This window comes from Streptomyces sp. NPDC007945 (assembly GCF_042958885.1).
GTDB lineage: Bacteria > Actinomycetota > Actinomycetes > Streptomycetales > Streptomycetaceae > Streptomyces.
The window spans coordinates 404,447-427,338 of record NZ_JBIBJV010000006.1 but is presented as its reverse complement, the minus strand read 5'-3'; the positions used below and the strand labels follow the sequence as shown (position 1 = coordinate 427,338).

Annotated in this window: 23 protein-coding genes, 1 tRNA gene and 1 pseudogene; 12 read left to right on the top strand and 13 right to left on the bottom strand. The window is 74.1% G+C overall.

Annotated elements, in window-relative coordinates:
* Positions 1–52: 52 nt before the first annotated feature.
* Together ACFZCF_RS21635 and ACFZCF_RS21630 are read left to right on the top strand one after the other, a co-directional pair.
* A complete protein-coding gene (locus ACFZCF_RS21635; protein WP_391288056.1) occupies positions 53–979 on the top strand; it encodes an NAD-dependent epimerase/dehydratase family protein in 927 nt (308 codons plus the stop codon).
* Positions 980–996: 17 nt separating this feature from the next.
* Positions 997–1,881 (top strand): aldo/keto reductase, encoded by an 885-nt coding sequence (locus ACFZCF_RS21630; RefSeq protein ID WP_391288054.1) that lies wholly within the window; start codon positions 997–999, stop codon positions 1,879–1,881.
* 16 nt (positions 1,882–1,897) lie between these two features.
* On the opposite strand, the gene ACFZCF_RS21625 is transcribed toward ACFZCF_RS21630, so the two are convergent.
* Complete coding sequence (locus tag ACFZCF_RS21625; protein WP_388446027.1) at positions 1,898–2,566, bottom strand: DNA alkylation repair protein; 669 nt, start codon at positions 2,564–2,566, stop codon at positions 1,898–1,900.
* Between the two features lie 98 nt (positions 2,567–2,664).
* Here ACFZCF_RS21625 and ACFZCF_RS21620 point away from each other — a divergent pair, with 98 nt between their 5' ends.
* Entirely contained in the window at positions 2,665–3,267 is a 603-nt protein-coding gene (locus ACFZCF_RS21620) for an SRPBCC family protein (protein WP_391288053.1), read from the top strand.
* Complete coding sequence (locus tag ACFZCF_RS21615; protein ID WP_391288051.1) at positions 3,264–3,707, top strand: hypothetical protein; 444 nt, start codon at positions 3,264–3,266, stop codon at positions 3,705–3,707. The genes ACFZCF_RS21620 and ACFZCF_RS21615 overlap by 4 nt, the downstream gene beginning before the upstream one ends.
* A gap of 109 nt (positions 3,708–3,816) precedes the next feature.
* Here ACFZCF_RS21615 and ACFZCF_RS21610 read toward each other — a convergent pair whose 3' ends face one another.
* From ACFZCF_RS21610 to ACFZCF_RS21595, 4 genes and pseudogenes are all read right to left on the bottom strand, one after another.
* The gene (locus ACFZCF_RS21610) at positions 3,817–5,022 is read right to left on the bottom strand and encodes an MFS transporter (RefSeq protein ID WP_388446017.1); all 1,206 of its coding nucleotides are present in this window, start codon (positions 5,020–5,022) and stop codon (positions 3,817–3,819) included.
* A 297-nt stretch (positions 5,023–5,319) separates the two neighbouring features.
* Positions 5,320–5,607, bottom strand: coding sequence for a hypothetical protein (locus tag ACFZCF_RS21605; protein ID WP_391288049.1), 288 nt, complete (start codon positions 5,605–5,607; stop codon positions 5,320–5,322).
* A 283-nt stretch (positions 5,608–5,890) separates the two neighbouring features.
* Positions 5,891–6,109, bottom strand: coding sequence for a hypothetical protein (locus ACFZCF_RS21600; protein WP_391288048.1), 219 nt, complete (start codon positions 6,107–6,109; stop codon positions 5,891–5,893).
* A gap of 155 nt (positions 6,110–6,264) precedes the next feature.
* Positions 6,265–6,630 (bottom strand): annotated as a pseudogene (locus tag ACFZCF_RS21595) (winged helix-turn-helix transcriptional regulator); the annotation flags it as partial.
* Positions 6,631–6,725: 95 nt separating this feature from the next.
* Between ACFZCF_RS21595 and ACFZCF_RS21590 the strand changes: the two are divergent.
* Complete coding sequence (locus tag ACFZCF_RS21590; protein ID WP_388446010.1) at positions 6,726–7,937, top strand: pyridoxal phosphate-dependent aminotransferase; 1,212 nt, start codon at positions 6,726–6,728, stop codon at positions 7,935–7,937.
* On the opposite strand, the gene ACFZCF_RS21585 is transcribed toward ACFZCF_RS21590, so the two are convergent.
* The 4 genes from ACFZCF_RS21585 to ACFZCF_RS21570 all read right to left on the bottom strand — a co-directional run bounded on the left by ACFZCF_RS21585 (position 7,931) and on the right by ACFZCF_RS21570 (position 12,405).
* Positions 7,931–8,506, bottom strand: coding sequence for a HutD family protein (locus tag ACFZCF_RS21585; protein ID WP_388446007.1), 576 nt, complete (start codon positions 8,504–8,506; stop codon positions 7,931–7,933). The genes ACFZCF_RS21590 and ACFZCF_RS21585 overlap by 7 nt on opposite strands.
* A 111-nt stretch (positions 8,507–8,617) precedes the next feature.
* Positions 8,618–9,883, bottom strand: coding sequence for an acyltransferase family protein (locus ACFZCF_RS21580; protein WP_391288045.1), 1,266 nt, complete (start codon positions 9,881–9,883; stop codon positions 8,618–8,620).
* Positions 9,884–9,885: 2 nt separating this feature from the next.
* Positions 9,886–11,961: a bifunctional polysaccharide deacetylase/glycosyltransferase family 2 protein gene (locus ACFZCF_RS21575; RefSeq protein ID WP_388446349.1), complete on the bottom strand. Its 2,076-nt coding sequence runs from the start codon at positions 11,959–11,961 to the stop codon at positions 9,886–9,888.
* A 234-nt stretch (positions 11,962–12,195) separates the two neighbouring features.
* Positions 12,196–12,405, bottom strand: a complete 210-nt coding sequence (locus ACFZCF_RS21570) for a hypothetical protein (RefSeq protein ID WP_388446001.1) — start codon at positions 12,403–12,405, stop codon at positions 12,196–12,198.
* Between the two features lie 399 nt (positions 12,406–12,804).
* Between ACFZCF_RS21570 and ACFZCF_RS21565 the strand changes: the two genes are divergently transcribed.
* Complete coding sequence (locus ACFZCF_RS21565) at positions 12,805–13,755, top strand: glycoside hydrolase family 16 protein (protein WP_391288044.1); 951 nt, start codon at positions 12,805–12,807, stop codon at positions 13,753–13,755.
* Between the two features lie 151 nt (positions 13,756–13,906).
* On the opposite strand, the gene ACFZCF_RS21560 is transcribed toward ACFZCF_RS21565, so the two are convergent.
* Both ACFZCF_RS21560 and ACFZCF_RS21555 read right to left on the bottom strand, forming a co-directional pair.
* The gene (locus ACFZCF_RS21560) at positions 13,907–14,758 is read right to left on the bottom strand and encodes a DUF72 domain-containing protein (RefSeq protein ID WP_391288042.1); all 852 of its coding nucleotides are present in this window, start codon (positions 14,756–14,758) and stop codon (positions 13,907–13,909) included.
* A 307-nt stretch (positions 14,759–15,065) separates the two neighbouring features.
* Positions 15,066–15,142 (bottom strand) — tRNA-Pro (locus ACFZCF_RS21555).
* A gap of 106 nt (positions 15,143–15,248) precedes the next feature.
* On the opposite strand from ACFZCF_RS21555, the gene ACFZCF_RS21550 reads away from it, so the two are divergent.
* Entirely contained in the window at positions 15,249–15,806 is a 558-nt protein-coding gene (locus ACFZCF_RS21550; protein ID WP_391288040.1) for a DUF309 domain-containing protein, read from the top strand.
* Positions 15,807–16,012: 206 nt separating this feature from the next.
* Here the strand turns inward: ACFZCF_RS21550 and ACFZCF_RS21545 are convergent, their stop codons facing one another.
* Together ACFZCF_RS21545 and ACFZCF_RS21540 are read right to left on the bottom strand one after the other, a co-directional pair.
* A complete protein-coding gene (locus ACFZCF_RS21545; RefSeq protein WP_391288039.1) occupies positions 16,013–16,381 on the bottom strand; it encodes a DUF488 family protein in 369 nt (122 codons plus the stop codon).
* A 29-nt stretch (positions 16,382–16,410) separates the two neighbouring features.
* The gene (locus ACFZCF_RS21540) at positions 16,411–17,013 is read right to left on the bottom strand and encodes a TetR/AcrR family transcriptional regulator (RefSeq protein WP_388445986.1); all 603 of its coding nucleotides are present in this window, start codon (positions 17,011–17,013) and stop codon (positions 16,411–16,413) included.
* 190 nt (positions 17,014–17,203) lie between these two features.
* Here ACFZCF_RS21540 and ACFZCF_RS21535 point away from each other — a divergent pair, with 190 nt between their 5' ends.
* From ACFZCF_RS21535 to ACFZCF_RS21515, 5 genes are all read left to right on the top strand, one after another.
* Positions 17,204–18,040 (top strand): phosphatase PAP2 family protein, encoded by an 837-nt coding sequence (locus tag ACFZCF_RS21535; RefSeq protein ID WP_391288037.1) that lies wholly within the window; start codon positions 17,204–17,206, stop codon positions 18,038–18,040.
* Positions 18,037–19,104 (top strand): DMT family transporter, encoded by a 1,068-nt coding sequence (locus tag ACFZCF_RS21530; RefSeq protein WP_391288035.1) that lies wholly within the window; start codon positions 18,037–18,039, stop codon positions 19,102–19,104. The genes ACFZCF_RS21535 and ACFZCF_RS21530 overlap by 4 nt, the downstream gene beginning before the upstream one ends.
* A gap of 86 nt (positions 19,105–19,190) precedes the next feature.
* On the top strand, positions 19,191–20,216 hold the full coding sequence (locus ACFZCF_RS21525) for an SPFH domain-containing protein (protein ID WP_388445974.1): 1,026 nt from the start codon (positions 19,191–19,193) through the stop codon (positions 20,214–20,216).
* On the top strand, positions 20,213–21,124 hold the full coding sequence (locus ACFZCF_RS21520; RefSeq protein WP_391288032.1) for a hypothetical protein: 912 nt from the start codon (positions 20,213–20,215) through the stop codon (positions 21,122–21,124). Before ACFZCF_RS21525 ends, ACFZCF_RS21520 begins: the two co-directional genes overlap by 4 nt.
* 184 nt (positions 21,125–21,308) lie before the next feature.
* Positions 21,309–22,181 carry a GNAT family N-acetyltransferase gene (locus tag ACFZCF_RS21515; protein ID WP_391288031.1) on the top strand — a complete coding sequence of 291 codons (873 nt, stop codon included), beginning with the start codon at positions 21,309–21,311 and terminating at the stop codon, positions 22,179–22,181.
* The last annotated feature ends 711 nt before the right edge of the window (positions 22,182–22,892 follow it).

Below are 22,892 nucleotides of genomic sequence, written 5' to 3'. Positions count from 1 at the left end.
AGGCAGAAAGCCGGGACTTCTGCTGGCGACGATAGGTGCCCACGATGAGGGCATGCAAAGGATCTGCGTCGTCGGCGGAAGCCGATACTTCGGAAAACTGCTGGTCGAACGCCTGCGGGCGGCGGGCCACGAGGTCACCGTGATCAACCGGGGCTCCTCCGCGCCGCCCGCAGGCGTCGGGCACCTCGTCGTCGACCGCGACGACGAGGCCGCCCTGGCCGCCGCGCTCGCCGACCGCTCCTTCGACACCGTGGTCGACCAGGTCTGCTACACCCCCGTCCAGGCGGCCGTCGCCGCCCGCGCCTTCGCCGGCCGCACCCGGCGGTACGTCATGACCTCCACGATCGAGGTCTACGACCCCGCGACCGCCGCCCTGCCGGCGCTGCCGCCGGGGACGCCGGTGCGGGAGGAGAGCGTCGACCCGGCCACCTGGCCGGTGGCCCCGGACCTCCCCTGGCACGACGCCGCCTACCTGGAGGCGCACTACGCCGAGGGCAAGCGGCAGGCCGAGGCGGTGCTCGCCCGTGCGGGCGGCTTCGCCTTCGCGGCCGTGCGCGGCGCGCACGTCCTCGGCGGCGGCGCGCGGGAGTTCACCGGCCGCCTGGCCCACTACGCGGACCGCGTGGCCCGCGGCGAGGAGATCGCCGTGCACGCGCACGCGCTGCCCACGGTCTTCATCCACCACGAGGAGCTGGCGGCGCTGCTGGAGTGGGCGGCCACGGCCGCCTTCACCGGCCCGGTCAACGCCTGCTCCGACGGTGCGCTCGACGTGTACGGCCTCGCCGGGACCGTCGCCGCCGCGGCCGGCCGGAAGGCCGTGTACCGGACCGTGCCGGCCGGCGCCGAGGCCTCGCCGTTCTCCTTCGACCGCCACTACGCCATGGACAACGCCCGCGCGAAGGCGCTCGGCTTCCGCTTCTCCCGCACCGCCGACTGGCTGCCCGGCGCCGCCGCCGAGGCCCTCGCCGCCACCTCCTGACACACGAACGGCTCACGATGCGCTACCGCACCCTCGCCCACACCACCGTCAGCGCCATCGGCCTGGGCGCCATGCCGCTGTCCATCGAGCACCGCCCCGACGAGGCCCGGGCCCTCGCCACCCTCCACGCCGCCCTCGACGCCGGCGTCACCCTCGTCGACACCGCCGACAGCTACCACTGGCACGCCGGCGAGACGGGCCACAACGAGCTCCTCGTCGCCCGCGCCCTGGCCCGGTACGGCGGCGACACCTCCCGGGTCCTGGTGGCCACGAAGGGCGGCCGCGGCCGCCCCGGCGACGGCAGCTGGACGGTCGACGCCCGTCCCGCCCACCTGAAGCGGGCCGCCGAAGCCTCCGCCGCGCGCCTCGGCGTCGACGCGATCGGCCTGTACCAGCTGCACAAGCCGGACCCGGCCGTGCCCTGGGCGGAATCCGTCGGCGCGCTGCGCGAGCTGCTCGACGCCGGCACGATCCGCGCCGCCGGCGTCTCCAACGTCACGACGGCCCAGATCCACGAGGCGCACCGGATCCTCGGCGACGGGCTCGTCTCCGTGCAGAACCGGTACTCGCCCGCGGTCCGCGACAGCGAGCCCCAGCTGCGGCTGTGCGAGCGGCTGGGCCTCGTCTTCCTGCCCTGGAGCCCCCTCGGCGGCATCTCCCGCAGCTCCCTGGACGGCCCCTCGGGCCCCACCTCGGCCGGCACGGCCTTCCACCGCGTCGCCGCGGCACGCGGGATCAGCCCGCAGCGGGTCGCCCTGGCCTGGCTGCTCGCCCGCTCCCCCGCGATGCTCCCGGTGCCGGGAGCCGGACGCCCGGCCTCCATCACCGACTCCGCCAAGGCGGCGGACCTCGCCCTGGACGCGCGGGAGCTCGAGGAGCTGGACGGCGGGCTGCCCGGCTGAGCCGGTCGCCTCCGGCCTAGCCCTCGCGGCGGCGGACCATCTCGGTGATCCAGACGGGGGCGTAGGGCGAGGTGCAGCCCTTGGGGGTCGGGTAGTCCTGGAGGACCGCCAGGCGCTCGCCGACGGCGAGGGCCCGCGGACGGAGGGCGGGGTGTTCGATGCCGATCTGCGCGAGGCAGTGGTTCATGGCCCACTGGAGCCGATCGGGGGCGTCCTTCATCTCCGCCTCGATCGTGTCGAGGAGGCCGTCGAGGTCGAGTCCCTCGGGCCGCTTCGCGACCCGGTCGGTGGTGAGCGCCCAGCCGGCGCTCGCGACGACCGGGTCGGCGTCGGCGAGCCAGGCCGGGCGGAGCTCCTCGACGTGCGGGCTCTTCTTCACCACGTGGGTGAGGAGCCAGTCGTGGACCTTGGGGGCGCGGGCCTCGCGGAGCATCGCGTCGAGCTCCTCCCGCCCGTACTCCTTGGGCCGGCAGACGAGCGTGGCGAGGAGCCGGGCGGCGGTGTCGCCCGTCGCCCAGAGCTCTCGGGCGAGCGGGGGCCGCTTCCCGAGCCGCTTGGCGACCGCGCGCAGCCCGGAGAGGTTCACCCCGTGGTCGTCGCCGCGCCGCGCGTTGACCTCGCGCGCCCGGGGGTCGTCCAGGGCGGCCAGCTCGGCCAGCACCTCGTCCACCGTCTCCCCGGCCATCCGGTCCTCCTGTCCGCTCGCCTCCTCCTCACCCTACGGCCCGACGGTTACGGGATCCGGGGACGGGTAGCCGCGCCGCGAACAGGGAGATGACGGGCATGGTGTACGACACGATCGAGGTGGAGGCCCCGCTGCGGCAGGTCTACGACCAGTGGACGCAGTTCGAGGAGTTTCCGCGTTTCATGGACGGGGTCGAGGAGGTCCGGCAGCTCGACGACCGGCTCTGCCACTGGCGGACCAAGGTCGCGGGCGCGACCCGCGAGTTCGACACGGAGATCGTCGACCAGCTGCCCGACGAGCGGATCGCGTGGCGGACGGTCGGCGGGGACGTGCGGCAGCAGGGCGTCGTCACCTTCGAGCGGGTCGACGACGAGCACACCCGCGTACGGCTGAGGATGGAGGTGGAGCCCTCCGGCACGACCGACCGGATCGGGCAGGCGTTGGGCCTGGTGGAGCAGCGGATCGAGGGCGACCTGCACCGGTTCAAGGAGTTCATCGAGGACCGCGCGCACGCGACGGGCGGTTGGCGCGGACGGCTGCGTCCCAGCGACAGCGCCGGCGGCGCCCCGGGCGGCGACCTGCCGGAGTACGGCGCGCCACCGGGCGACGAGGGGTCGGGGCACGGCATGCCGCCGGGCGCGCCGGGCGGGCTGCCGCGGCGTGACGACCCGCCGCCTTTCAGCGGACCCGCGGCACCGTGAGCGGTTCGGGGACCGGTCTCCGGCTCCTCGACGTGTCCCTGTACACGGAGGAACGGGGGCGGCTCGCGGTGGCCCTGGACGCCGAGGCCGACGGGCCGGGCCCGCTCCGGGTCGCGGAGGGCGCGGTGGTGAGCGTCGGGCTGACCTTCCTGGTGGACCGCGCGGTCGACGGGCTCGCCTTCGAGGAGCGGCGCACCGGTGACGACCACCTGCCGGTCACCACCCGGACGACGCTCGGCGGCTTCCGCCGCGGCGGACCGTACGAGGTGCGGCTGCCGCCCCGGCGGATGCCCGTCGGGCGGGCCCACTGCGGCCTCTACCAGGTGACGGGCAGGCTCACCGACGGCGAGGGCCGCGAGCTGGCGCGCGCGGACCACGAGCTGATGATCGTCCACCTGACGGGGACGCCGGAGAACCGGACCGTCCCGGACGCCTCGTGAACCGAACGGCCGCCCGGCGGTGTGGGGCCGGTCGCCGGTGCGGGCACGGTCGGCGCAGGGAGCGGTGGGGTGTCAGGAGTCGGAGGCGGGGTGCCTGCGGCCCGGAGGTTCACGGCGCGGGGTCGGCGCCGGTCCCGGCGCGGGCGCGCCGCAGGAGGTAGGCGCCCGCCGCGACGGCGAGGACCAGCATGCAGGCGATGAAGACGAGGCCCGCGCCCTCCAGGCCGAGGGGGTCGGCCAGCAGGCCGACGCCGATCACGGGGAGGGAGATGCCGGTGTACGCGACGACGAAGAGCGAGGAGATGACGGCGGCCCGCTGGTCGGGCGGCGAGGCGGCGGCCACGGCGGAGAGCGCGGCGCGGAAGGTGAGGCCCTGACCGGTGCCGCCGACGAGGGCGGCCAGCACGATGAAGAGCAGGTGGTCGGTGGCGAGGGCGAGCGCCAGCAGGACCAGTCCGGCGAGGAGGACGGCGCAGCCCAGCGGCAGGGAGCGCTCGGCGCCGACCCGCCCCGCGGCGGCCTGTCCGGCGATGGAGGAGAAGAAGGCGAGGGCGACGACGAGGCCGCTGACGGCGTGGTCCTCGACGTGGAGGTAGCGGGCGAGGAAGGCGGGGCTGACGGAGGTGAAGACGCCGAAGAGGGCGAAGCCCACGAAGGAGGCGACGGCCGCGGGTACGAACACGGCCCGCACGCGGGCCGGCAGGGCGGGCCTGCGGGGGCGCACCGCGGTGAGGGGCCGGCGTTCCTCCACGGTTTCGGGCAGCCACCGCAGGACGAGGGCGGAGAGCGCCACGAGGGCCAGGTGGACGGCGAACGGCAGCAGGAGCGGCTCGGGCGCGTACTCGGCGAGCAGCCCTGCGAGGAGGGGGCCGCAGCCGAGGCCGCCCATGTTCGCGGCGGTCGCGACGAGGGTCGCGCGGGCGGCGCCGCCGGGCGGGGCGAGCTCGATGACGTAGGCGGTGGCGGCGCCGGTGAAGAGGCCCGCGGAGAGGCCGGAGAGCAGCCGGCCCGCGTACAGCCAGCCCAGGGCGTCGGCGCAGAGGAAGCAGACGGCGCTCAGGGCGGCGAAGGCGAGGCCCCAGCGCAAGGTGGGGCGCCGGCCGATGGTGTCGGAGGCGTTGCCCGCGAGGAGGAGCACGGCGAGGACGCCGAAGGCGTACACGGCGTACACGACGGTGACGACGAGTTCGGAGAAGCCGAACTCCTCCTGGTAGAGGGGGTACAGCGGGGTGGGGAGCGTGGTGCCGGCCATGCACACCGCGAACACCGCTCCGGCGAGCAGACACCGCGGCCATCCGCGTCGGTCATCGGCCATACCGGCGACGGTATCCCGCCCGCCCCGTCCGACCCCGACGGCACGGCAGACCGGCCACACCGTTGCCGTACGGAGCGGTGGGGTACGGGGAGGGTGGCGGGTGTCGTGCGGGCGCCGGGCCCGCCGAGGGCGGGCGCGGGGGGGGCGCGGGCACATGGGGGCGGGCGCCGCGGGCACGTGCCGCCGCTCAGCGGGGCGGCTCTTCCAAGCTCCGTCTCCGGCGCTGCTCGAGTGCTCCCGGTACTCGCTCCCGAGGCCCCGGGGGCACTGCGGACCCGGGACCGTGACCTGCGTCCGTCAGCCGCCGGCGCCGGGCACCCAGTGGTTGTGGACTTCGGCGATCCGCGGCATGGGCCCGTCCGGCCAGCCGAGGCTCGTCGCGATGGGCATCATCCTGTCGGCGAAGGCCCGCATCTGCGCTTCGCTCTCCCAGAGGTCGAAGATCTCCAGGCCGCTCTCGGTCGCCACGCAGGCGTGCGCGATGCACCCGTCGAAGATGTCGGGGGTCGACTGGAGCCGGGTGTTGAGCGTGTCGTACTGATCGGTGGTGATTCCGTCGAGGACGGCGTGGACGAGGATCGCCATGGCCCTTCCTCCTCGTGAGGCGACGGTCCGCCCCCCTCACTACCAGCAGACCACGGCGGAGCGGGTCCGGCACCCGCTCCGCCGCGGGGGTTGGCCCGTGCGCGAGGACTAGGGCCTGTCGTCGAACTCCCGCCGTCGCCCGGAGGGCGGCCCCGCGGCGTCAGGTGCGTGCTCTCGGCGTGCCGGGCGCGAGGCCTCGTACGGGACGTACTCGGCCTTGTGCCCGGTGCGGCGAGAGTGCGTGCAGGGCGTCGTGGGGCAGGCGAGAGTTCGACGACAGGCCCTAGAGGGCGAAGCCCAGGAGGGCGACCTCCAGCGGGAGGGCCGGCCGCTCGGGCAGGGCGGGCGGCTCCTCGCCCCGGCCGGCGTGGGTGGGGCGCACGGGGCGCAGCGCCGCGACTCCGTCGGCGGCCCAGCCGGCGCCCGTGGCGGGGAGGGAGAGAGTCATCCGCCGGCCGTCGGCCAGGGTGGTCCCCAGGGTGTTCGGGTCGTTCGTCCGCATGGCACCTCACTCGGCTCGCACACGATGGATCACCGCTTCGGAAGGAAGGACGGCGGGGAGGGAGGAAAGGTTCCCTTGCTCTGCTTTCCCCGCTCCCCATCGTCCCGTCCCGCCCCCCTGCCGTCTCACTCCGCCGACTCGCCCCGCTCCCCGGTGAACCAGTGGGTGCGGACGGCGTCCGTCGGCCGGGGGGCGCCGAGGGCGTCGAGGCCCCAGACGGCCAAGGCCTCGACGACCGGGCGGAGTTCGGCGCCGCGCGCGGTGAGCTGGTAGACGGTCGCGTTGGCGGGGCGCTCCAGGCGGCGACGTTCGACCAGTTCCTCGCCCTCCAGCTGCTTGAGCCTGCTGGCGAGGATGTCGGTGGAGACGCCGGGGAGGTCGGCGTGGAGGTCGGTGTACCGCCGCGGGCCGTGCAGCAGCTCCCGGACGATCAGCAGACTCCAGCGCTCCCCGACCGCGTCGAGGGCCCGGGCGACGGCGCAGTACTGGTCGTAGCTTCGGCGTGGCATGGGGCTCAGCATAACCAAAAGGTTGGACTTTCCAAGTGAGTACTTGGTAGAACGAAGCAGCCACGGCGGCGTGGATGACGGTGACAGTGACGGTCGGGAGGCCGCAGATGACGTTTCGACAGTCCAGCAAGTTGAAGGACGTGTGCTACGAGATCCGTGGCCCGGTCGTCGACCAGGCCAACGCCCTGGAGGAGGCGGGTCACAGCGTCCTGCGGCTGAACACCGGCAACCCGGCGCCGTTCGGCTTCGAGGTGCCGGAGGAGATCCTCCAGGACATCATCCGCAACCTGCCGAACGCCCACGGCTACAGCGACTCCCGGGGCATCCTCCCGGCCCGGCGCGCCGTGATGCAGTACTACCAGCAGCGCGGCGTCGCGGGCGTGACCGTCGACGACGTCTATCTCGGCAACGGCGCCTCCGAGTTGATCCAGATGGCCGTGCAGGCCCTGGTGGACGACGGCGACGAGGTCCTGGTGCCGATGCCCGACTACCCGTTGTGGACGGCGGTGGTGCGCTTCGCCGGCGGCCGGGCCGTGCACTACCTGTGCGACGAGGACGCGGACTGGTTCCCCGACCTCGACGACATCGCCGCGAAGATCACCGACCGCACCAAGGCCATCGTCGTCATCAACCCGAACAACCCCACGGGCGCGGTCTATTCGAAGGAGCTCCTGGAGGGCATCCTCGAACTCGCCCGCCGCCACGGCCTGATGGTGCTCGCCGACGAGATCTACGACAAGATCCTCTACGACGGCGCCGAACACCACTGCCTGGCCGCGCTCGCCGACGACGTGCTGACGCTCACCTTCAACGGCCTGTCGAAGTCCTACCGGGTGGCCGGGTTCCGCAGCGGCTGGCTGGTCGTCTCCGGCCCCAAGGACCGGGCCGCGGACTACCTGGAGGGCCTGACCATGCTGGCCGGCATGCGCCTGTGCCCCAATGTGCCGGCGCAGTACGCCGTGCAGGCCGCGCTCGGCGGTCACCAGTCGATCCACGACCTGACCCTGCCGACCGGCCGGCTCACCGAGCAGCGCGACGTCGCCTGGCAGGCGCTGAACGAGATCCCGGGCGTCAGCTGCGTCAAGCCCAAGGGCGCCCTCTACGCCTTCGCCAGGCTGGACCCCGCCGTGCACAAGATCGTCGACGACGAGCGGCTGGTCCTCGACCTGCTGCTCCGCGAGAAGATCCACATCGTGCAGGGCACCGGCTTCAACTGGCCGCGCCCGGACCACTTCCGCTTCGTCACGCTGCCGCGCGCCGACGACCTGGAGACCGCCATCAACCGCATCGGCCGCTTCCTGTCGACGTACCGTCAGTAGCCGGTCGCCGGTGCGAGGTCCGCCCAGAGGGCGACGGCGTCGGGGCCGAGCGGCACGAGCTCCTCCTCCGCGCCGACGCCCTCGCCCCCTCCCCACCACACGCCCTGCCCCTCGGCCACCGGACGCCCCTCACCGCCGGCGCGCCAGCGCCCGCCCCGCACGAGGAGCACCCCGGCGTGTCCGGCCGGCGGCGCGACGGTGCCGGTGACCCGCTCCACCCGGACCGTCCCGTGCCCCCTGCGCACCATGAGGTTCAGCACGCGGCAGGCGCCGTCGAGCGGTGCGGCGGTCGGTTCCAGCTCGCCGGGAAAGGCGAGCGGCTCCTCCAGCCGCGCCGTGCGGTCGAAGCCCCCCGGCGCCGTCAGCCGTACGCCCCCGCCCGCGAGCAGCGTAAAGGTCCGGTCCACGCCGGGGAACGCCGAGAACGGCCCGGCCGCCTCGATGTCGGCGACGCTCGCCCGCCACGCGAAGTCCGCGGCACCCACCGGCCAGGAGACGATCTCCCGCGTCACGCCCCCGCCGTTGCGCCACCGGCCCGCCGCCAGGCTCTCGACTTCGAAACGGCGCATGAGGCTGACTCCTGGGCTGCGGACGGTCGAGGGCCGCAGGATCCTAACCCGCGCCGGCCTCCGACCGTGCCGGGCCCTGCCCCGCTCGCGCCGAGCCCCGCCTGGACCGCGTCAGGTGCCGGCCCGGCGGCGGCCCCGTACGCGGCGCGGGTACGGGAAGAGGCGCGGGGAGCGCTTCGCGGCCAGGTCCTCGACCCAGCCGAAGGTCAGCACGAGCAGTCCGGTCAGCGGGACCGCCACCATCAGCGGGAACCACTGGCTGGCCAGCAGCCACCGGAAGTGCTCGTAGAAGAAGCCGACGGACCACAGGGGGTCGATCAGGGGGATGGCGGCCACCAGCGCGGTCTGGTGCCAGAGGTAGACGCTGACGGCGCGTGCGTTGAGCAGGCTGATCAGGCCGTTCCAGCGTTCCAGCGGCTGGGGCCACCGCTCCCAGGAGGGGCTGATGTGGAGCAGGAGGGCGACGAAGCCGAGGGACCACAGGGCCTGGGCGACCGGCCAGCTCTCGATGTCGGTGTGCACGGTCGGGTCGACCGGTCGGGTCTGGAGGTACCACCAGCCGGCCACCATGACCAGCGGCGCGACGGACGGCACGACGTACTGCGGGAGCTTCTTGAGCAGGCCCTCCTGGTGGGCCATGCCGAGGATCCAGCAGGAGCCGAAGGTGGCGAAGTCGCTGGCGTTCTCCCAGACCCGGCCGTAGAGGAACTCCTGGTCGATGAAGAACGTGTGCATGACGATCACCAGGGCGAGCGGCGCGCACAGCGTCACCACCGGCATCCGCCGCAGCGCCCACAGCATCAGCGGGGACAGCAGGACGAACCAGAGGTACGCGCGGATGTACCAGAGCGGCACGATGATCTGCACGGCCCAGCCCTGCCCCACCAGGTGGTCGAAGCCGCTCAGCGCTTCGGCGTACGGCGGGGTGCTCAGCGGCAGGATCCAGAACAGCAGCTTGCCCCACCACCATTCGGGGTGCCCCTCGGCGTCGGGCCCGTCGCCGTCGAGGATCTGCGCGGTGACGACGATCGCGCCGAACAGCCACAGCGGGGGCAGCAGGCGGCGCAGCCGGCCCCGGATGACGCCGAGGGCGGGCCGGCTGAGGGAGCGGGCCATCAGCGACCCCGCCAGCGCGAACATCACGCCCATCGACGGGAAGACGAGGGGCAGCCAGAACCAGCCGAAGTTGTGGTAGACCACCACGCGCACCAGCGCCAGGGCGCGCAGCATGTCGAGGTAGCGGTCCCGGCCGCCCTTGGCGCCGGACGGTGCCGTCGGGACGGACTCCGCCTGCGGCGCCTCTTTCGGACGCGGAAAGGCGGGGACGCGGAGCCGGAGGGTGTCGTGGGTGCCCACGGACTCGAAGGGCGCGGTCATGGTCAGGCCTCCACCGGTGCGGCGACCTCGCCGGTGCGCCGGAGCTTCTGCCAGCGCAGCCGGCCACCGGTCAGCGCCGTGATCGTGGACTGCAGCAGGACGATGTACATCAGCTGTCGGTAGACCAGCTGCTGGATCGGCAGGCTGATCAGGTGCAGGGGCTTCTCGCCGTCGAGCCGGAAGGCGTACCACGACAGCAGGGCCTGGAGCAGGATGAAGCCGCCCCAGCTGGCGAGGGTGATCGGCGCGTCCGCGAACAGCACGCCGTACAGCAGGAACATGTCGACCAGCGGCGCGAGCAGCGGGGCGACCACGCCGAACAGCACGACGAGCGGGAGCCCGAGCCGGCCGAAGCGGCCGGCCGGACCGCGGGAGGTCACGGCACGGCGGTGCTTCCACATCGCCTGCATGCTGCCGTAGCTCCAGCGGTACCGCTGGGACCAGAGCTGCTGGATGCTGGCGGGGGCCTCGGTCCAGGCGCGGGCGCGCTCGGCGTAGACGATCCGCCAGCCGTCGCAGAGCACCGCCATGGTGATGTCGGTGTCCTCGGCGAGGGTGTCGTCGCTCATCCCGCCGACCCGCCGCAGGGCCTCCTTGCGGAAGGCGCCGACGGCGCCGGGGATGGTCGGGATGACGTTGAGCATGTCGTACATCCGGCGGTCCAGGTTGTGGCCGAGGACGTACTCGATGTGCTGCCAGGCGCCGATCAGGCTGTCGCGGTTGCCGACCTTGGCGTTGCCCGCGACCGCGCCGATCGTCGCGTCGCCGAAGGGCTGGACCAGCTCGCGAACGGTGGACGGCTCGAAGACGGTGTCGCCGTCCATCATCACGACGATGTCGTGCGACGCGGCGGCGATGCCGGTGTTGAGCGCGCTGGACTTGCCGCCGTTGGCCTGGCGGATCAGCCGCACGAACGGCAGGGCCATCGCCTCGACGATGTCCGCCGTGCCGTCCGTGGAGCCGTCGTCGATGACGATGACCTCGATCGGATGGTCACTGGACGCCAGCGAGTTGAGGGTGTTGGCGATGCACTCGCGTTCGTTGTAGGCCGGGACGAGGACCGTGACCGGCTCGGTGACGGGTGGCCCCCAGGCGTCGCGCCGCCGGGAGCGCCGGGCGTGGAGCGGTGCGAGGACGAGCATCAGCGCGAACCGGCCGAAGTTGAGGAAGCCGACGACGGCGAGCAGCGCGACCAGGACCGGCAGGGTGAGCACGGCGGCCTGACTGGCCCAGATGAACACCTTGCCCGCCCACAGCCGGTAGCCGTGCACCGGCACGTTGGCGTCGGTGGCGCCGAGCGCCTCGGAGACGGTGGCGAAGCGGTAGCCCTCGCCCTGCAGCTTGTCGATGATCCGTTCGAGCGCGGCGAGGGTCTCGGTACGGTCGCCACCCGCGTCGTGCAGCAGGACCAGCGCGCCCGCGCCCGGCTTCCGCGGCATCGCCGCCTCGACGATCGCGTCGACGCCGGGGCGCTTCCAGTCGTCGGTGTCGCGGTCGATGAACGCGGTGAGGTAGCCGCGGGAACCCACGTACTTGATCACCGGGTAGTTCCAGTCGTCCAGCGCCGAGGCGTCGGAGGAGTACGGCGGGCGGAACAGCGCGCTGTGGATGCCGGCGACGCCGGCCAACGCCAGCTGCGTCTGCGCCAGCTCCCAGCTGATCCGTGTCTCGGACTGGTACACGAGGTCGGGGTGGGTGAAGGTGTGCACGCCGATCTCGTGGCCGGCCGCGACGATCTGCCGGATCAGATCCGGGTGGCGCGTGGTCATCGCGCCGGTCACGAAGAAGACGGCGTGGACGTCGCGGGCCGCGAGCACGTCCAGAATCTTCGGGGTCCACTCCGGCGAGGGGCCGTCGTCAAAACTCAGCACGACGGTGCGATCGGGGACCTGGTAGCTCACCGGGTGCTCGTTCTTGTCGCCGCGCGCGTCGATGATCGGGCCGCCCTTGAGGAGGGTCTCCGGCACCGTCGTCTTGTCGACCGAGGTCGCGATCCGGGTGTCGTGGAACGCCTCGTTGGTGGCGAGGCCGCGCAGGACCAGGAGCGCGAGCAGGCAGGCCAGCAGGGACAGCGGCATGAAGAAGCGCAGCGGCGGCGCGGCCAGTCGGCGCGGTCTCAGCAGGGACTGCCGACGGCGCTGGTGGCGGGACAAGGGCGCTCCTGGAGATGGGCGGTGCGGACGATCAGGCGCGCCCGGCCGGCCCGCGGCGCTGCTCCGGGCGACGCGGGGGTCGGGGTGTGCCAGGGAATGTCATGGCGTCCGGCGGGACGGCCGGACTCTTCGGGCTGGGGGTCTCGCGGTCCGCGCCTTCTAGGGCCAGAAGGGGGGCAGCGGTCCACCGGTGGGCAGGTACGCGGGCTTCGGGGGGATCTCCATCGCCGGGGCGTCCGACTGCGTGCCGATCAGGCTGCCGCCCATGGCGGCCGCCAGGATCGCGCCGACCACGGAGACCGGCCAGCCGAGGCGGCGGAACAGACGGCTGCGGAGACCCGACTGGTCGACGAACACCGGTGCCGGCACAGGCTCCTGGGGACTGGATTCAGTCACACCGAGGCTTGCCGGGTATGCCGGTGTACGCCCGAAGGGTGCGGAGGTCTGGCGCAACTCGTGTGGCCTTTTTGTGCAGGGATGGTGACGGCTGAAGCGTAGAGCGAACCGTATCGAACAGCCCTGATCGATTGACGGCAGATGTCCGCTTTGACATGACCGGATCGCCTGCCCGTAATCGGATCGGTATGTCGATGGGAGCGTGCGGGCCTCCGGACCGCCGACGCGGGCACACGCGAAAGAGTGTCCGAAACCCTTCGCTAGGATGACGCCTCACTTCAGGGGAACAGCGTCCGACGCCCGCGCAAGGGGTGTGCGCCGCTCTCCCCCGACGCCTCCCCCTCTCGACGCCCCACGCCTCAAGGAGCCCGCGTGAGCCAGCCCCGCCGCATCTCTCGTCGCCGTGTGCGGACGGCGCTCGTGCTGCCCGCCCTGCTGTGCGTGCTCGCCGCGTGTTCCGGCGACCCCGGGACCGGCGGGGCCTCCGACGCCGCGGGGCCCGCGCGGGAGGCCTCGCCGACGCCCACCGGACCGCCGGGCACCCTGTTCGACGACTTCGACTACACGGGCGTCTACGACCCGTCCTTCGCCGCGCACGGCTGGCAGCTCCGCACCGGCGGGGGCGGCCCGGGGATCAAGGGCACCTGGAGCGCCGACGGCGCCTCCTTCCTCTCCGATCCGACGGCCGAGGGCGGCAAGGTCCTGCGCCTGCGCTCCTCCACCGACGGCACGAAGCAGGGCACCACGCAGGTCGAGGTCCAGACCACCAGCCGTAACTTCTTCACGGGGACCTTCGCCGCCCGGGTCCACTTCAGCGACGAGCCCGCGAGCGGACGCGACGGCGACCACGTCGTCCAGACCTTCTTCCCGATCTCCCCCTCGGACGCGTCGGAGAACTACAGCGAACTCGACTTCGAGTACCTGCCGAACGGCGGCTGGGGTTCGGTGGGTCCGCAGCTCGACACCGTCAGCTGGCACAAGGCCGACCCGCCGGACCGGGTCCACCAGACCCTGAAGCGGCGCCTCGGCGGCTGGCACACCCTGATGATCACCGCCATGGACGGCGAGGTGACGTACTCCCTGGACGGCAAGAAGCTGTTCACGAGCTCCGGCAAGTACGTCCCGCGCGACCGGATGGACGTCCACTTCAGCAACTGGTTCATCGACCTCCCCTTCGCCGGCGGTCCGCGCAGCTGGGACATGAAGGTCGACTGGGTCTACTACAAGGCCGACGAGGCCGTCGCCCCGGCGGACCTCCGGAAGACGGTGGCCGACTTCCGCACCGCCGGCACCGCCCACGTCGACACGGTCCCGAAGGGCTGACCCCGCCCGGCGGAACGTACGGTGATCCGGTCGACGCGCGCGTCGACCGGATCGAGGGGATCGGCCGGATCCAGGGGATCGAGCGCATCGGCATGGGCCAGCCACCGCGGTCCTGCAGAAAGCGTGCCCACCGCCGGGCCGGAAGCCCGCTTCAGGAACCCGCCAAGAGACCGAGCAGCGTCTCGGCGGCTCGTACGGCGGCGTCTCCGCAGCAGTTGTTGAACAGCACGTGCACGTGCTCGGCCCGGTCCGCCAGGAAGCGGAGGCGCGGCAGCCATGCGGCCAGTTCCTCCGGCGTGTAGGTGTGGCGGAAGCGGTCCTCCTTGCTTCCGGTCCCCCAGGCGGCGTTGCGGCCGTGGAAGCGGACCACGGCGAGCCTTGAGGACGTGACGGGGGTGACGCGGGGCATCGAGGTGGGCAGGCCTTGGGCAGTGTCCACGGCCACCGCGGTGACGTCCAGGTCCCTCAACAGGGCGGCTGTTCGCTCCCGCCGGTCCTCGCGCCACCAGTCGGGATGGCGGAACTCCACGGCCATCGGCCATGGGTGCGCCCGTTTCCTGGTCGCATGGAGCATGTTCTCGGCCCGCGCGCCCGGCGCGAACCACGGAGGGAACTGAAACAGTACGGCGCCCAGTCGGCCGGACTCGCGCAGCGGCCGTAGGGCCGCGCCGAAACGGTGCCAGACCTCGTCGAGCAGCTCCGGGTCCCCGAGGTCGTGGCCGCGAAGGTCCGGGGGCAGGGCCTCCTTGCGAGTCGGATGACCGGTGAGGAGGGAGAACGCCTTGATGTCGAACCGGAAGCCCGACGGTGTGCGTTCGCTCCAGAGCACGCTGTTGCGCACGCTGGGGAGAGCGTAGTAGCCGGCATCGACCTCTACGACGGAGAAGCGCTCGGCGTAGTGCCGCAGCCTCCCCTCCGCATCACGCCGCCCGGCCGGATACCATCCGCTGGCGACCAGCGCCTTGTCCGTCCATGAACACGTCCCGATCAGCAGCTCGCCCATACCGGCCGTCCCTTCGTCACGGCCCGTTTACCCCATGAGCCGGGCCTTGCGCTCCACCGCGCCGGCTCCCCGAGGTTCCCGTCGGGACGAGTGCTCGTTCCTCTCATCGAGAGGCCGCCGCCGAACAGCCAAGCCCCGGGCTGTGCAGCAGGTGTTCACCGACCGCACGCTCACCGGAGCCCGGCATGCCGGCTCCGAAACGCGCCGTCCGGCGTGGCTGCGACCGCATTGCGACCACCATGGCCCCGGACACACCAAAGGCCGCCCTCCCATTAATGAGAGAACGGCCTCCGACCTGCATAAAGCATGGTCGGGACGACAGGATTTGAACCTGCGACCCCTTGACCCCCAGTCAAGTGCGCTACCAAGCTGCGCCACGTCCCGGTGCGCGTCGGCGGCGGGGCGTTCCCCGCGTCGGCGTGCAGGAGAACATTACCTCACTCCACGGGTGACGATCACACTCCCGGGTGGCGGGGCGGAGAATGGCCGGGTGAGCGAGGAATCCGGAGGACCGGCGTACGGCCGGGACCGTGACGCGGAGGGGCGGGCGCGCAGCGCCCGGCCCAGGGACGGACTGGGGCGGCCGCTGCCGTACGGGGCGGCGGGGGTGGCCCGGCAGCCCGAGGGGGTGGTGCGGGCCCCCGGCGAGTCCGTACGGGAGGCGCAGCGACTGCTGGACGCCGGGATGCCGTTCCACGCGCACGAGGTGTTCGAGGACGCGTGGAAGTCGGGGCCCGGCGGCGAGCGGGAGTTGTGGCAGGGCCTCGCACAGCTGGCCGTGGGGCTGACGCACGCCGCCCGGGGGAACGCGACGGGCGGGGCGCGGCTGCTGCGACGGGGCGCCGGGCGGGTCGAGGGGTACGCCGACGGGGGCGGCGACACGCACGGGGTGGACGTCGCCGGGCTACTGCACTGGGCCGACGGCCTGGCCGCCCGAGTGGAGCGGGGCGCGCCGGTGGACGCCGCCGCCGAGTCCCCCCGACTGACGGGCGGGCGTCCACCGGCACGCCGGGACGGGGCCGACGGCGAGGGCGGGTCGGACGGCTGAGGCGGGTCCGTCAGCGCCTGAGGCCGGCCGGGCGGCTGAGGCGCGCCCAGCGGGCCGGACGGCTGAGGGGGTCGGGCGCCTGAAGGCGGTCTGGCGGCCCGGCGATTCCGGCGGCTCCCGGCCCGACCGGGGGAGGCGGACCCAGGGTGACGGCTTCGCCCGGGCCTGGGCCGGACCGGGGGCCGGACCACCAGCCCCGAACCCCGCTACCCCGTCAACAGCTCCCGCAGCACCGTCGTATGGCTGGTGTCGGGGTGTTTGGTGGCGGTGAGGAGGGTGAGCGTCTCGGTCGTGGCCAGGGTGCGGAGGCGGTCGAGGGAGGTGGCCGCGTCGGGAGCGGCGAGTTCGGCCTCGTAGCGGCGGCGGAACTCCTCGTAGTCGCCCTCGCCGGGGCCGTGGTACCAGTGGCGCAGCTCCGTGGACGGGGTGAGGGCCTTGGGCCATTCGTCGATGTGGGCGTCGGCCTTGGCGAGGCCGCGCGGCCAGAGGCGGTCGACGAGGACGCGGACCCCGTCGTCGGGGGACGGGGCGTCGTAGACGCGGCGGACGCGGACGTCGGGGGTGGTGGCGGGCATGGTTCCAGGGTGCGTGACCCCGGGGCGCGTCACCCGTCGACGCGCAGGACGGGCAGCAGCACGGCGTCGACGAACGCGCGGGCGGCGGAGGCGTCGGGGAAGCGGTCCTCCAGGAGCCGTTCGATGCGGAGCAGGCCCATGAAGCTGGGGGCGACGAAGGCGATGGCCGGGTTGTCGGGGGCGACCTCGCCCCGGTCGACGGCGCGCTGGACGACGGCATCGATGGCCGCGACCTCGGGGGCCAGGACGGTCTCGCGGATGCGGCCGCGCAGCTCGGGGTGGCGGAGGTACGCCTGGGCGACGGCCTCCATGAGTGCGGTGTCGCGCTCGTGGCGGGCCGAGGCGACGCGGGCGGCCTCGTGGAGGTCGCCGGCGAGGCTGCCGGTGTCGATGCCGGTGAAGACGCCGCAGCGGCGGGCGGCGAGGGCGGCGGTGACGAGCTGCGGCTTCGTGCCCCACTGCCGGTAGAGCGTGGCCTTGCCGCACTTGGTGCGGGCCGCGACGCCCTCCATGGTCACCGCATCGTAGCCGCCTTCGCGCAGGAGGCAGAGCACGGCCTCGTACAGCTCCGCCTCGCGCTCCGGCGTGATCTTGCTGCGGCGGGCGGCGGCGGTGGCGGCCTGCGTCGACATCGGTCCCTCCCGGACACCTCCGTGGCTCGGCGCACGGGGCGCGAGCTCCCTCATCCCTGCACATACGAGGGTAGGGGGTGCACAATCGAGACGCAAACGTATCGAGACGCTTGCGTCTCGATGAAATCGGATCTAGAGTTCCTCCGTTTGTTGCACATTTGACCGATTGACGGATGGGAAGTGCCGCGCCATGGCCACCCGGATACGCGGGGCCCTCGGACTCCGCCCCGCTTCCCCGGCGGAGGGCGGGCGACCGCCGCTGCCGCGCGAGCTGCTGCTCGTCACCGGGCTCTTCCTCGTCTACAAGTTCGGCCGGCTGCTCGCCAACGGCCACGAGTCCCGCGCCTTCCGCAACGCCGACCTCGTGTGGGACGCCGAGCGCGCCCTCCACTTCCCCGGCGAGGGCGCGGTCCAGCAGCTCCTGCTGCACGGCGAACCGCTGATCCGGACCGCGAACACCTATTACGCGGTCGTCCACTTCCCGGCCACGATCGCCTTCCTCGCCTGGCTGTACTGGCGCCACCCCGCCCACTACGTCTGGTCCCGGCGCGTCCTGGCGCTGGTCACCGGCGCGGCGCTGGCCCTGCACATCCTGATCCCGCTCGCGCCGCCCAGGCTGCTCGCGGCGAGCGGTCTGGTGGACACCGCGCGGATCTACGGTCCGTCCGTCTACGGCGCGGTCCCGGAGACCGACTCGATGGCGAACCAGTTCGCCGCGATGCCGTCGCTCCACTTCGGCTGGGCGCTCATGGTGGCGATCGGCCTGATCGCCGCGACCCGCTCGCCGCTGCGCTGGTGGTGGCTGCTGCACCCGGCCGTCACGCTGCTGGTGATCGTCGGCACGGCCAACCACTACTGGCTGGACGCGGTCGCCGCGGCGATCCTGCTCGGCCTCGCGCTGCTCGTCGTGCCGTCGCCCCGGCGGCCCGCCGAGGCGCCCGGCGAGACCGCCGACGCGCCGCCGCCCCTCCCCCGGCGGGAGCCCGCCGGGAGGACCGGGGCCGTACCGGCCGGAGCGCGGCGATGAACGGCGTCACGGGCACCGTCCTCGCGGTGCTGCTCTCCCTCGTCTCCGCCGCCGGGTACGCGCTCGCCGCCGTCGCCCAGGTCCGGCTCGCCGCCGCCCCCTCCGCCCCCTCGGGGCGCGGGGCGCTGCGGGCGCTGCTCGCGCGCGGCCAGTGGTGGTGGGCCGTCGGCCTCAATGCGGCGGGCGCCCTCGCCCACGTCGCCGCCCTCCACTACGGGCCCCTGACGCTGGTGCAGCCGCTCGGCGCGCTGACGCTGGTGGCGGCGCTGCCGCTGGGCGCCTACACCGCCCGTCGGCGGGTGACCCGCGCCGAGTGGCGGGGTGCGCTGTGGACCCTGGCCGGCCTCTTCGGCCTGGTCGCGGTGACCGGTCCGGCCGCGCCCGGCGAGGCGCTGAGCCTGCGCGAGTCCCTGGTGGTCGCCGCGGCGACGGCGCTGCTGATCGCGGCGCTCGCGGGCGGTCGGCGGGGCGGGCGCACGGCGGACGGCACGGCGCGCGGCGGGGTACGGGCCGGCGGGCTCGGCCACGCCACGGCCTCCGGCGTCGCCTCGGGCGTGGCCTCGGCCCTCACCCAGACCCTCACGGCCGCGCTCACCCTCGGCCTCCCCGGCGGCAGTCCGGCCTGGTGGCAGACGGCCACGCTCGCCCTGCTGATCTCCGCCTTCGCCATGGGCGGCCTGCTCCTGTCCCAGACCGCCTACCGGGGCGGCCTGGCCGCGCCGCTCGCGGTCGTGAACCTCGCCAACCCGGCCGCGGCGGCCGTCCTCGGCGTGGCACTGCTCGGCGAGACCTTCAGGGCGGGCGCCTGGGGCTGGCTGGTCGCCGCGGCGGCGGCGCTGGTGGCGGCCCGCGGCGTGGTCCTGCTCACGACGGGCGCGCCGGCCTCGACGGAAGCCGCGTCCTCGCCCGTGCCGGCGCAGACGCGGGCGCCCGTCCGGGCAGACGCCGCGGCCTCCGGCGTCGTACCGCCGGGACCGGGCGGGACGCCGACCGGGTCGACGGGCCTCGCCGAGGCGCTGGGCGGGGCGCTCGCCTCCGTACCGGAGGCGGAGTGCGTGCGCTGAGCCCCCTGCCACAACCCCCTTAACGTCACCTTGACGAAAAACGCCACGGCGCCCTATCGTCATAGCGACGACAAGGGGGTTCTCTCATGGCCGACATCACCCGTCGGGCCGGCTGGCGCCATCTCCGCTCCGCGCCCACCGCCCACATCCGGCACCAGCGGGGCGGCAGGCTCGCGCACGACGGGGCCGGTCTCAGCTTCTGGTTCCGGCCGCTGAGCGCCGCGCTCTCCGAGGTGCCCGTGGACGACCGGGAACTCGCGATGGCCTTCCACGCGAGGACCGCAGACTTCCAGGACGTGAGCGTGCAGTCCACCGTCACGTACCGGATCGGGGACCCTGCGACCGCCGCCGCCCGGCTCGACTTCTCCATCGACCCCGACACCGGCGTCTGGCGCGGCACCCCGCTGGAGCAGATCGCGACCCTGCTCACCGAGACCGCCCAGCAGCACGCCCTCGACGTCCTCGCGCGCACCTCGCTCGCCGAGGCGCTCGTGGACGGCGTGGCGGCGGTGCGCGAGCGGATCACGGACGGACTCGCCGCCGAGCCCCGGCTGCCCGCCACCGGCATCGAGGTGGTCGCCGTCCGCGTCGTCGCCCTCCGGCCGGAACCCGAGGTCGAGCGCGCCCTGCGCACCCCCGCCCGCGAGCAGATCCAGCAGGAGGCCGACCGGGCCACGTACGAGCGCCGCGCCGTCGCGGTCGAGCGCGAACGGACCATCGCCGAGAACGAGCTCGCCAGCAAGATCGAGCTCGCCCGCCAGGAGGAGCGGCTCGTCGAGCAGCGCGGCACCAACGCCCGGCGCGAGGCCGAGGAGTCCGCCGCCGCCGACGCGGTCCGGGCCGAGGCCGAGGCCGTACGGAAGGTGCGACTGGCCCGGGCCGAGGCCGAGGCGGCGCGGGAGGTCGGCGAGGCGCGGGCCGCCGCGCAGACGGCCTGGCTCCAGGCGCACGCCACCGCGGACCCGGCCGTCCTGCGGGCCCTGGCCCTCACCCGGGCCGCCGAGCAGCTGCCCCGGATCGACCACCTCACCCTCTCCCCCGACGTCCTCACGGGCCTCCTCGCGAAGCTCGGCGGCGGCAGCGGCGGACACGGCGGCGGGGCGGGCGCGTGAGCCTCGCGCCCCGGGCGGTCCTGGTGCACCGCAGGACGGAGTACGAGGAGCTGCTCGCCCGGCACGGCACGCACGGGCAGGCCGCGTTCTTCCTCGCCGCGCGCGGACGCTCGGCCGACGAGGTCCGCGAACGGCACGAGCGGACGCGGCGGGCCCTGGCGGCCGTCGCCGCCGCCGTCCCGCTGACCTGGCGGCAGACCCGGGTCGAGCGCGCGGATCTGGACAGGTTCCTGTTCGGTCCCGAGGACGTCGTCGTGGTCGTCGGCCAGGACGGGCTCGTCGCCAACACCGCCAAGTACCTCGCCGGGCAGCCCGTCGTCGGCATCGACGCCGACCCGGGCCGCAACGCCGGCGTCCTCGTCCGGCACCGGCCCGACGACGCCCGCCGACTGCTGCCCCACGCGGCCGGCGCCGGGGTCACCGCCGACGAGCTCACCATGGTCGCGGCGGCCACCGACGACGGGCAGCGGCTGCTCGCGCTCAACGAGATCTACGTGGGCCCGCCCGGCCACCAGACCGCCCGCTACGTCCTCGACGCCCCGGCGGGCGGCGGTGGGGACGGCGACGCGCCCGAGGCGCAGGCGTCCTCCGGGGTGCTCGCGGGGACCGGGACCGGCGCCACGGGCTGGCTCCGCTCGCTGTGGCAGCAGCGCTCCAGCGGCCTCGCCCTGCCCGGACCGGCGGACCCGCGCCTCGCCTGGTTCGTGCGCGAGGCGTGGCCCTCGCCGACGACCGGCACCAGCCGGGTCGAGGGCCTCATCGGCCCCGGACAGGGACTGCGGGTCACCGTCGAGTCCGACCGCCTGGTCGCCTTCGGCGACGGCGTCGAGTCCGACGCGCTCGACCTGACCTGGGGCCAGACCGTCCGCCTCACCGTCGCCGACACCCGTCTGCGCCTGGTGGGCTGAGCCCGGACCGACCCGGCCGGAAACGATCGACGGCCCTCCCGGTCGCCCCTCAGGGAGCGCTACGGTGAGGCGCTTTGACCGATTCGGGGCGCGGCGGCGTGTCCCCGGGCGAGTGCCGGCGGCGGCGCGAAACGGCGGCCGTACGGGACACGCCGTCCTCCCTCCCCTCCCCGGAAGGCCGGCCATGACCTCTTCCTCCCCCTCCCCCGGTACCGTCGCCGTCGCCCCCGCCACCCGCGCCGAGTGGGAGCTCGTGCGGTCCTGGGCCGCGGAGGAGGGCTGGAACCCCGGCCGGGCGGACGCGGACGCCTTCTTCGCGCAGGACCCGGCCGGCTTCTTCCTGGGGCGGCTCGACGGGGAGCCGGTCTCCGCCGTCTCCGTCGTCACCTACGGGGAGGCGTACGCCTTCCTCGGCTTCTACCTCGTCCGCCCCGAACTGCGCGGCCGGGGCCTCGGGATCGCCACCTGGCGGGCGGGCCTGGCCCACGCGGGCGGACGGTCGGTGGGGCTCGACGGGGTGCCGGCGCAGCAGGACAACTACCGGCGCTCCGGCTTCGTCACCGCCTACCGGACCGCCCGCTATGTCGGAGAAGTCCCACCCCCGGAGCGCCCGGTGACCGGTGTGGTGCCGGCCGAGCGGGTCGATCCCGCGCTGCTCGCGGCGTACGACTCCGCCTGCCACCACGCCGACCGGCCCCGGTTCCTCTCCGCCTGGCTGGCGACGCCGGGGCACCGCGCGCTCGCACGGGTCGTCGACGGGCGCGTGACCGGCTACGGCGTCGTCCGCCCCTGCCAGGACGAGGCCCGCGTCGGGCCGCTGTTCGCGGACGGCCCCGAGGACGCGGCCGTCCTGCTCGACGCCCTCGCGGAGGCGGCCCGGGACTTCGGAGCGCGGTCCGTCGCCGTCGACATGCCCGACACGAACCCGGCCGCCGCCCGCATCGCCGAGGAACGCGGCCTCACGCCGACCTTCGAGACGGCCCGCATGTACACGGGTCCGGTACGACCGGTCGCCCGCGAGCGGGTCTTCGGGGTGACGACGCTCGAACTCGGCTGAGGCCGGGGAGAAGACGCGGGCGGCGGGCGCCTGAGCCGTGGGGTGGGTGAATCCGGCATGCGGACGTCCGGATCGCGCGCGCCCCTCACCCCTCGCCCCTCCACCACCCCCGCCCGCACCGCCCTCGCGCCCGGCGGCGTACGCTCCCCTCGCGCGACCCTTCGTGTGCCCGCGAACGGGTCGGATTCGGCCACTTCGACTACGGGAGGGGCGCTCGGGGGGCTCATCGGTGGCGCTCGGGGCGGATCGCGCCCGGGACCTCGGGCTTTCCGGGCGGCTCCGGCGGGGGGACCCCTCCCCGGGGGGTGAGGGGCGACAAGGGTTTTCCCCGTATCGCGTTCACCTTCCCGTTCCCTACTGTCCTCCGCACCGGCGGATATCATCCCCCGCATCGCATCCGACATCTGTCAGGTGCATGCGGGGAGACCCCGCCGGTGACGGCCTTGACCCGGGCCGTCGGCGCCGGTGGCGGCGCACGGGCACCCCAGCCCAGGGACCACGGCCGCGACCCCACTCCGCACCGTGCCTCCCGCGCCGCCGCCACTGCCCGCAACCACGTCGTACTCGAAAGGGCCAGCACTTTGAACGGTTCCAGGCGGAGAGTCATATCCGTGGTCGCCACCGCGGCGATCATCGGTGCCACTGCCACCACCACCGGGGCGTTCGCCGCCGCCCCGGCCGCTCCCTCGCCGAAGCCCGCTCCGGCTCCGG

Excerpts from the sequence above, each read along its gene's own strand:
- ACFZCF_RS21635 (WP_391288056.1), top strand. The coding sequence starts at position 53 with ATGCAAAGGATCTGCGTCGTCGGCGGAAGCCGATACTTCGGAAAACTG.
- ACFZCF_RS21630 (WP_391288054.1), top strand. The coding sequence starts at position 997 with ATGCGCTACCGCACCCTCGCCCACACCACCGTCAGCGCCATCGGCCTG.
- ACFZCF_RS21625 (WP_388446027.1), bottom strand. The coding sequence starts at position 2,566 with ATGGCCGGGGAGACGGTGGACGAGGTGCTGGCCGAGCTGGCCGCCCTG.
- ACFZCF_RS21620 (WP_391288053.1), top strand. The coding sequence starts at position 2,665 with ATGGTGTACGACACGATCGAGGTGGAGGCCCCGCTGCGGCAGGTCTAC.
- ACFZCF_RS21610 (WP_388446017.1), bottom strand. The coding sequence starts at position 5,022 with ATGGCCGATGACCGACGCGGATGGCCGCGGTGTCTGCTCGCCGGAGCG.
- ACFZCF_RS21605 (WP_391288049.1), bottom strand. The coding sequence starts at position 5,607 with ATGGCGATCCTCGTCCACGCCGTCCTCGACGGAATCACCACCGATCAG.
- ACFZCF_RS21600 (WP_391288048.1), bottom strand. The coding sequence starts at position 6,109 with ATGCGGACGAACGACCCGAACACCCTGGGGACCACCCTGGCCGACGGC.
- ACFZCF_RS21590 (WP_388446010.1), top strand. The coding sequence starts at position 6,726 with ATGACGTTTCGACAGTCCAGCAAGTTGAAGGACGTGTGCTACGAGATC.
- ACFZCF_RS21585 (WP_388446007.1), bottom strand. The coding sequence starts at position 8,506 with ATGCGCCGTTTCGAAGTCGAGAGCCTGGCGGCGGGCCGGTGGCGCAAC.
- ACFZCF_RS21580 (WP_391288045.1), bottom strand. The coding sequence starts at position 9,883 with ATGACCGCGCCCTTCGAGTCCGTGGGCACCCACGACACCCTCCGGCTC.
- ACFZCF_RS21575 (WP_388446349.1), bottom strand. The coding sequence starts at position 11,961 with ATGCCGCTGTCCCTGCTGGCCTGCCTGCTCGCGCTCCTGGTCCTGCGC.
- ACFZCF_RS21560 (WP_391288042.1), bottom strand. The coding sequence starts at position 14,758 with ATGGGCGAGCTGCTGATCGGGACGTGTTCATGGACGGACAAGGCGCTG.
- ACFZCF_RS21545 (WP_391288039.1), bottom strand. The coding sequence starts at position 16,381 with ATGCCCGCCACCACCCCCGACGTCCGCGTCCGCCGCGTCTACGACGCC.
- ACFZCF_RS21540 (WP_388445986.1), bottom strand. The coding sequence starts at position 17,013 with ATGTCGACGCAGGCCGCCACCGCCGCCGCCCGCCGCAGCAAGATCACG.
- ACFZCF_RS21535 (WP_391288037.1), top strand. The coding sequence starts at position 17,204 with ATGGCCACCCGGATACGCGGGGCCCTCGGACTCCGCCCCGCTTCCCCG.
- ACFZCF_RS21530 (WP_391288035.1), top strand. The coding sequence starts at position 18,037 with ATGAACGGCGTCACGGGCACCGTCCTCGCGGTGCTGCTCTCCCTCGTC.
- ACFZCF_RS21525 (WP_388445974.1), top strand. The coding sequence starts at position 19,191 with ATGGCCGACATCACCCGTCGGGCCGGCTGGCGCCATCTCCGCTCCGCG.
- ACFZCF_RS21515 (WP_391288031.1), top strand. The coding sequence starts at position 21,309 with ATGACCTCTTCCTCCCCCTCCCCCGGTACCGTCGCCGTCGCCCCCGCC.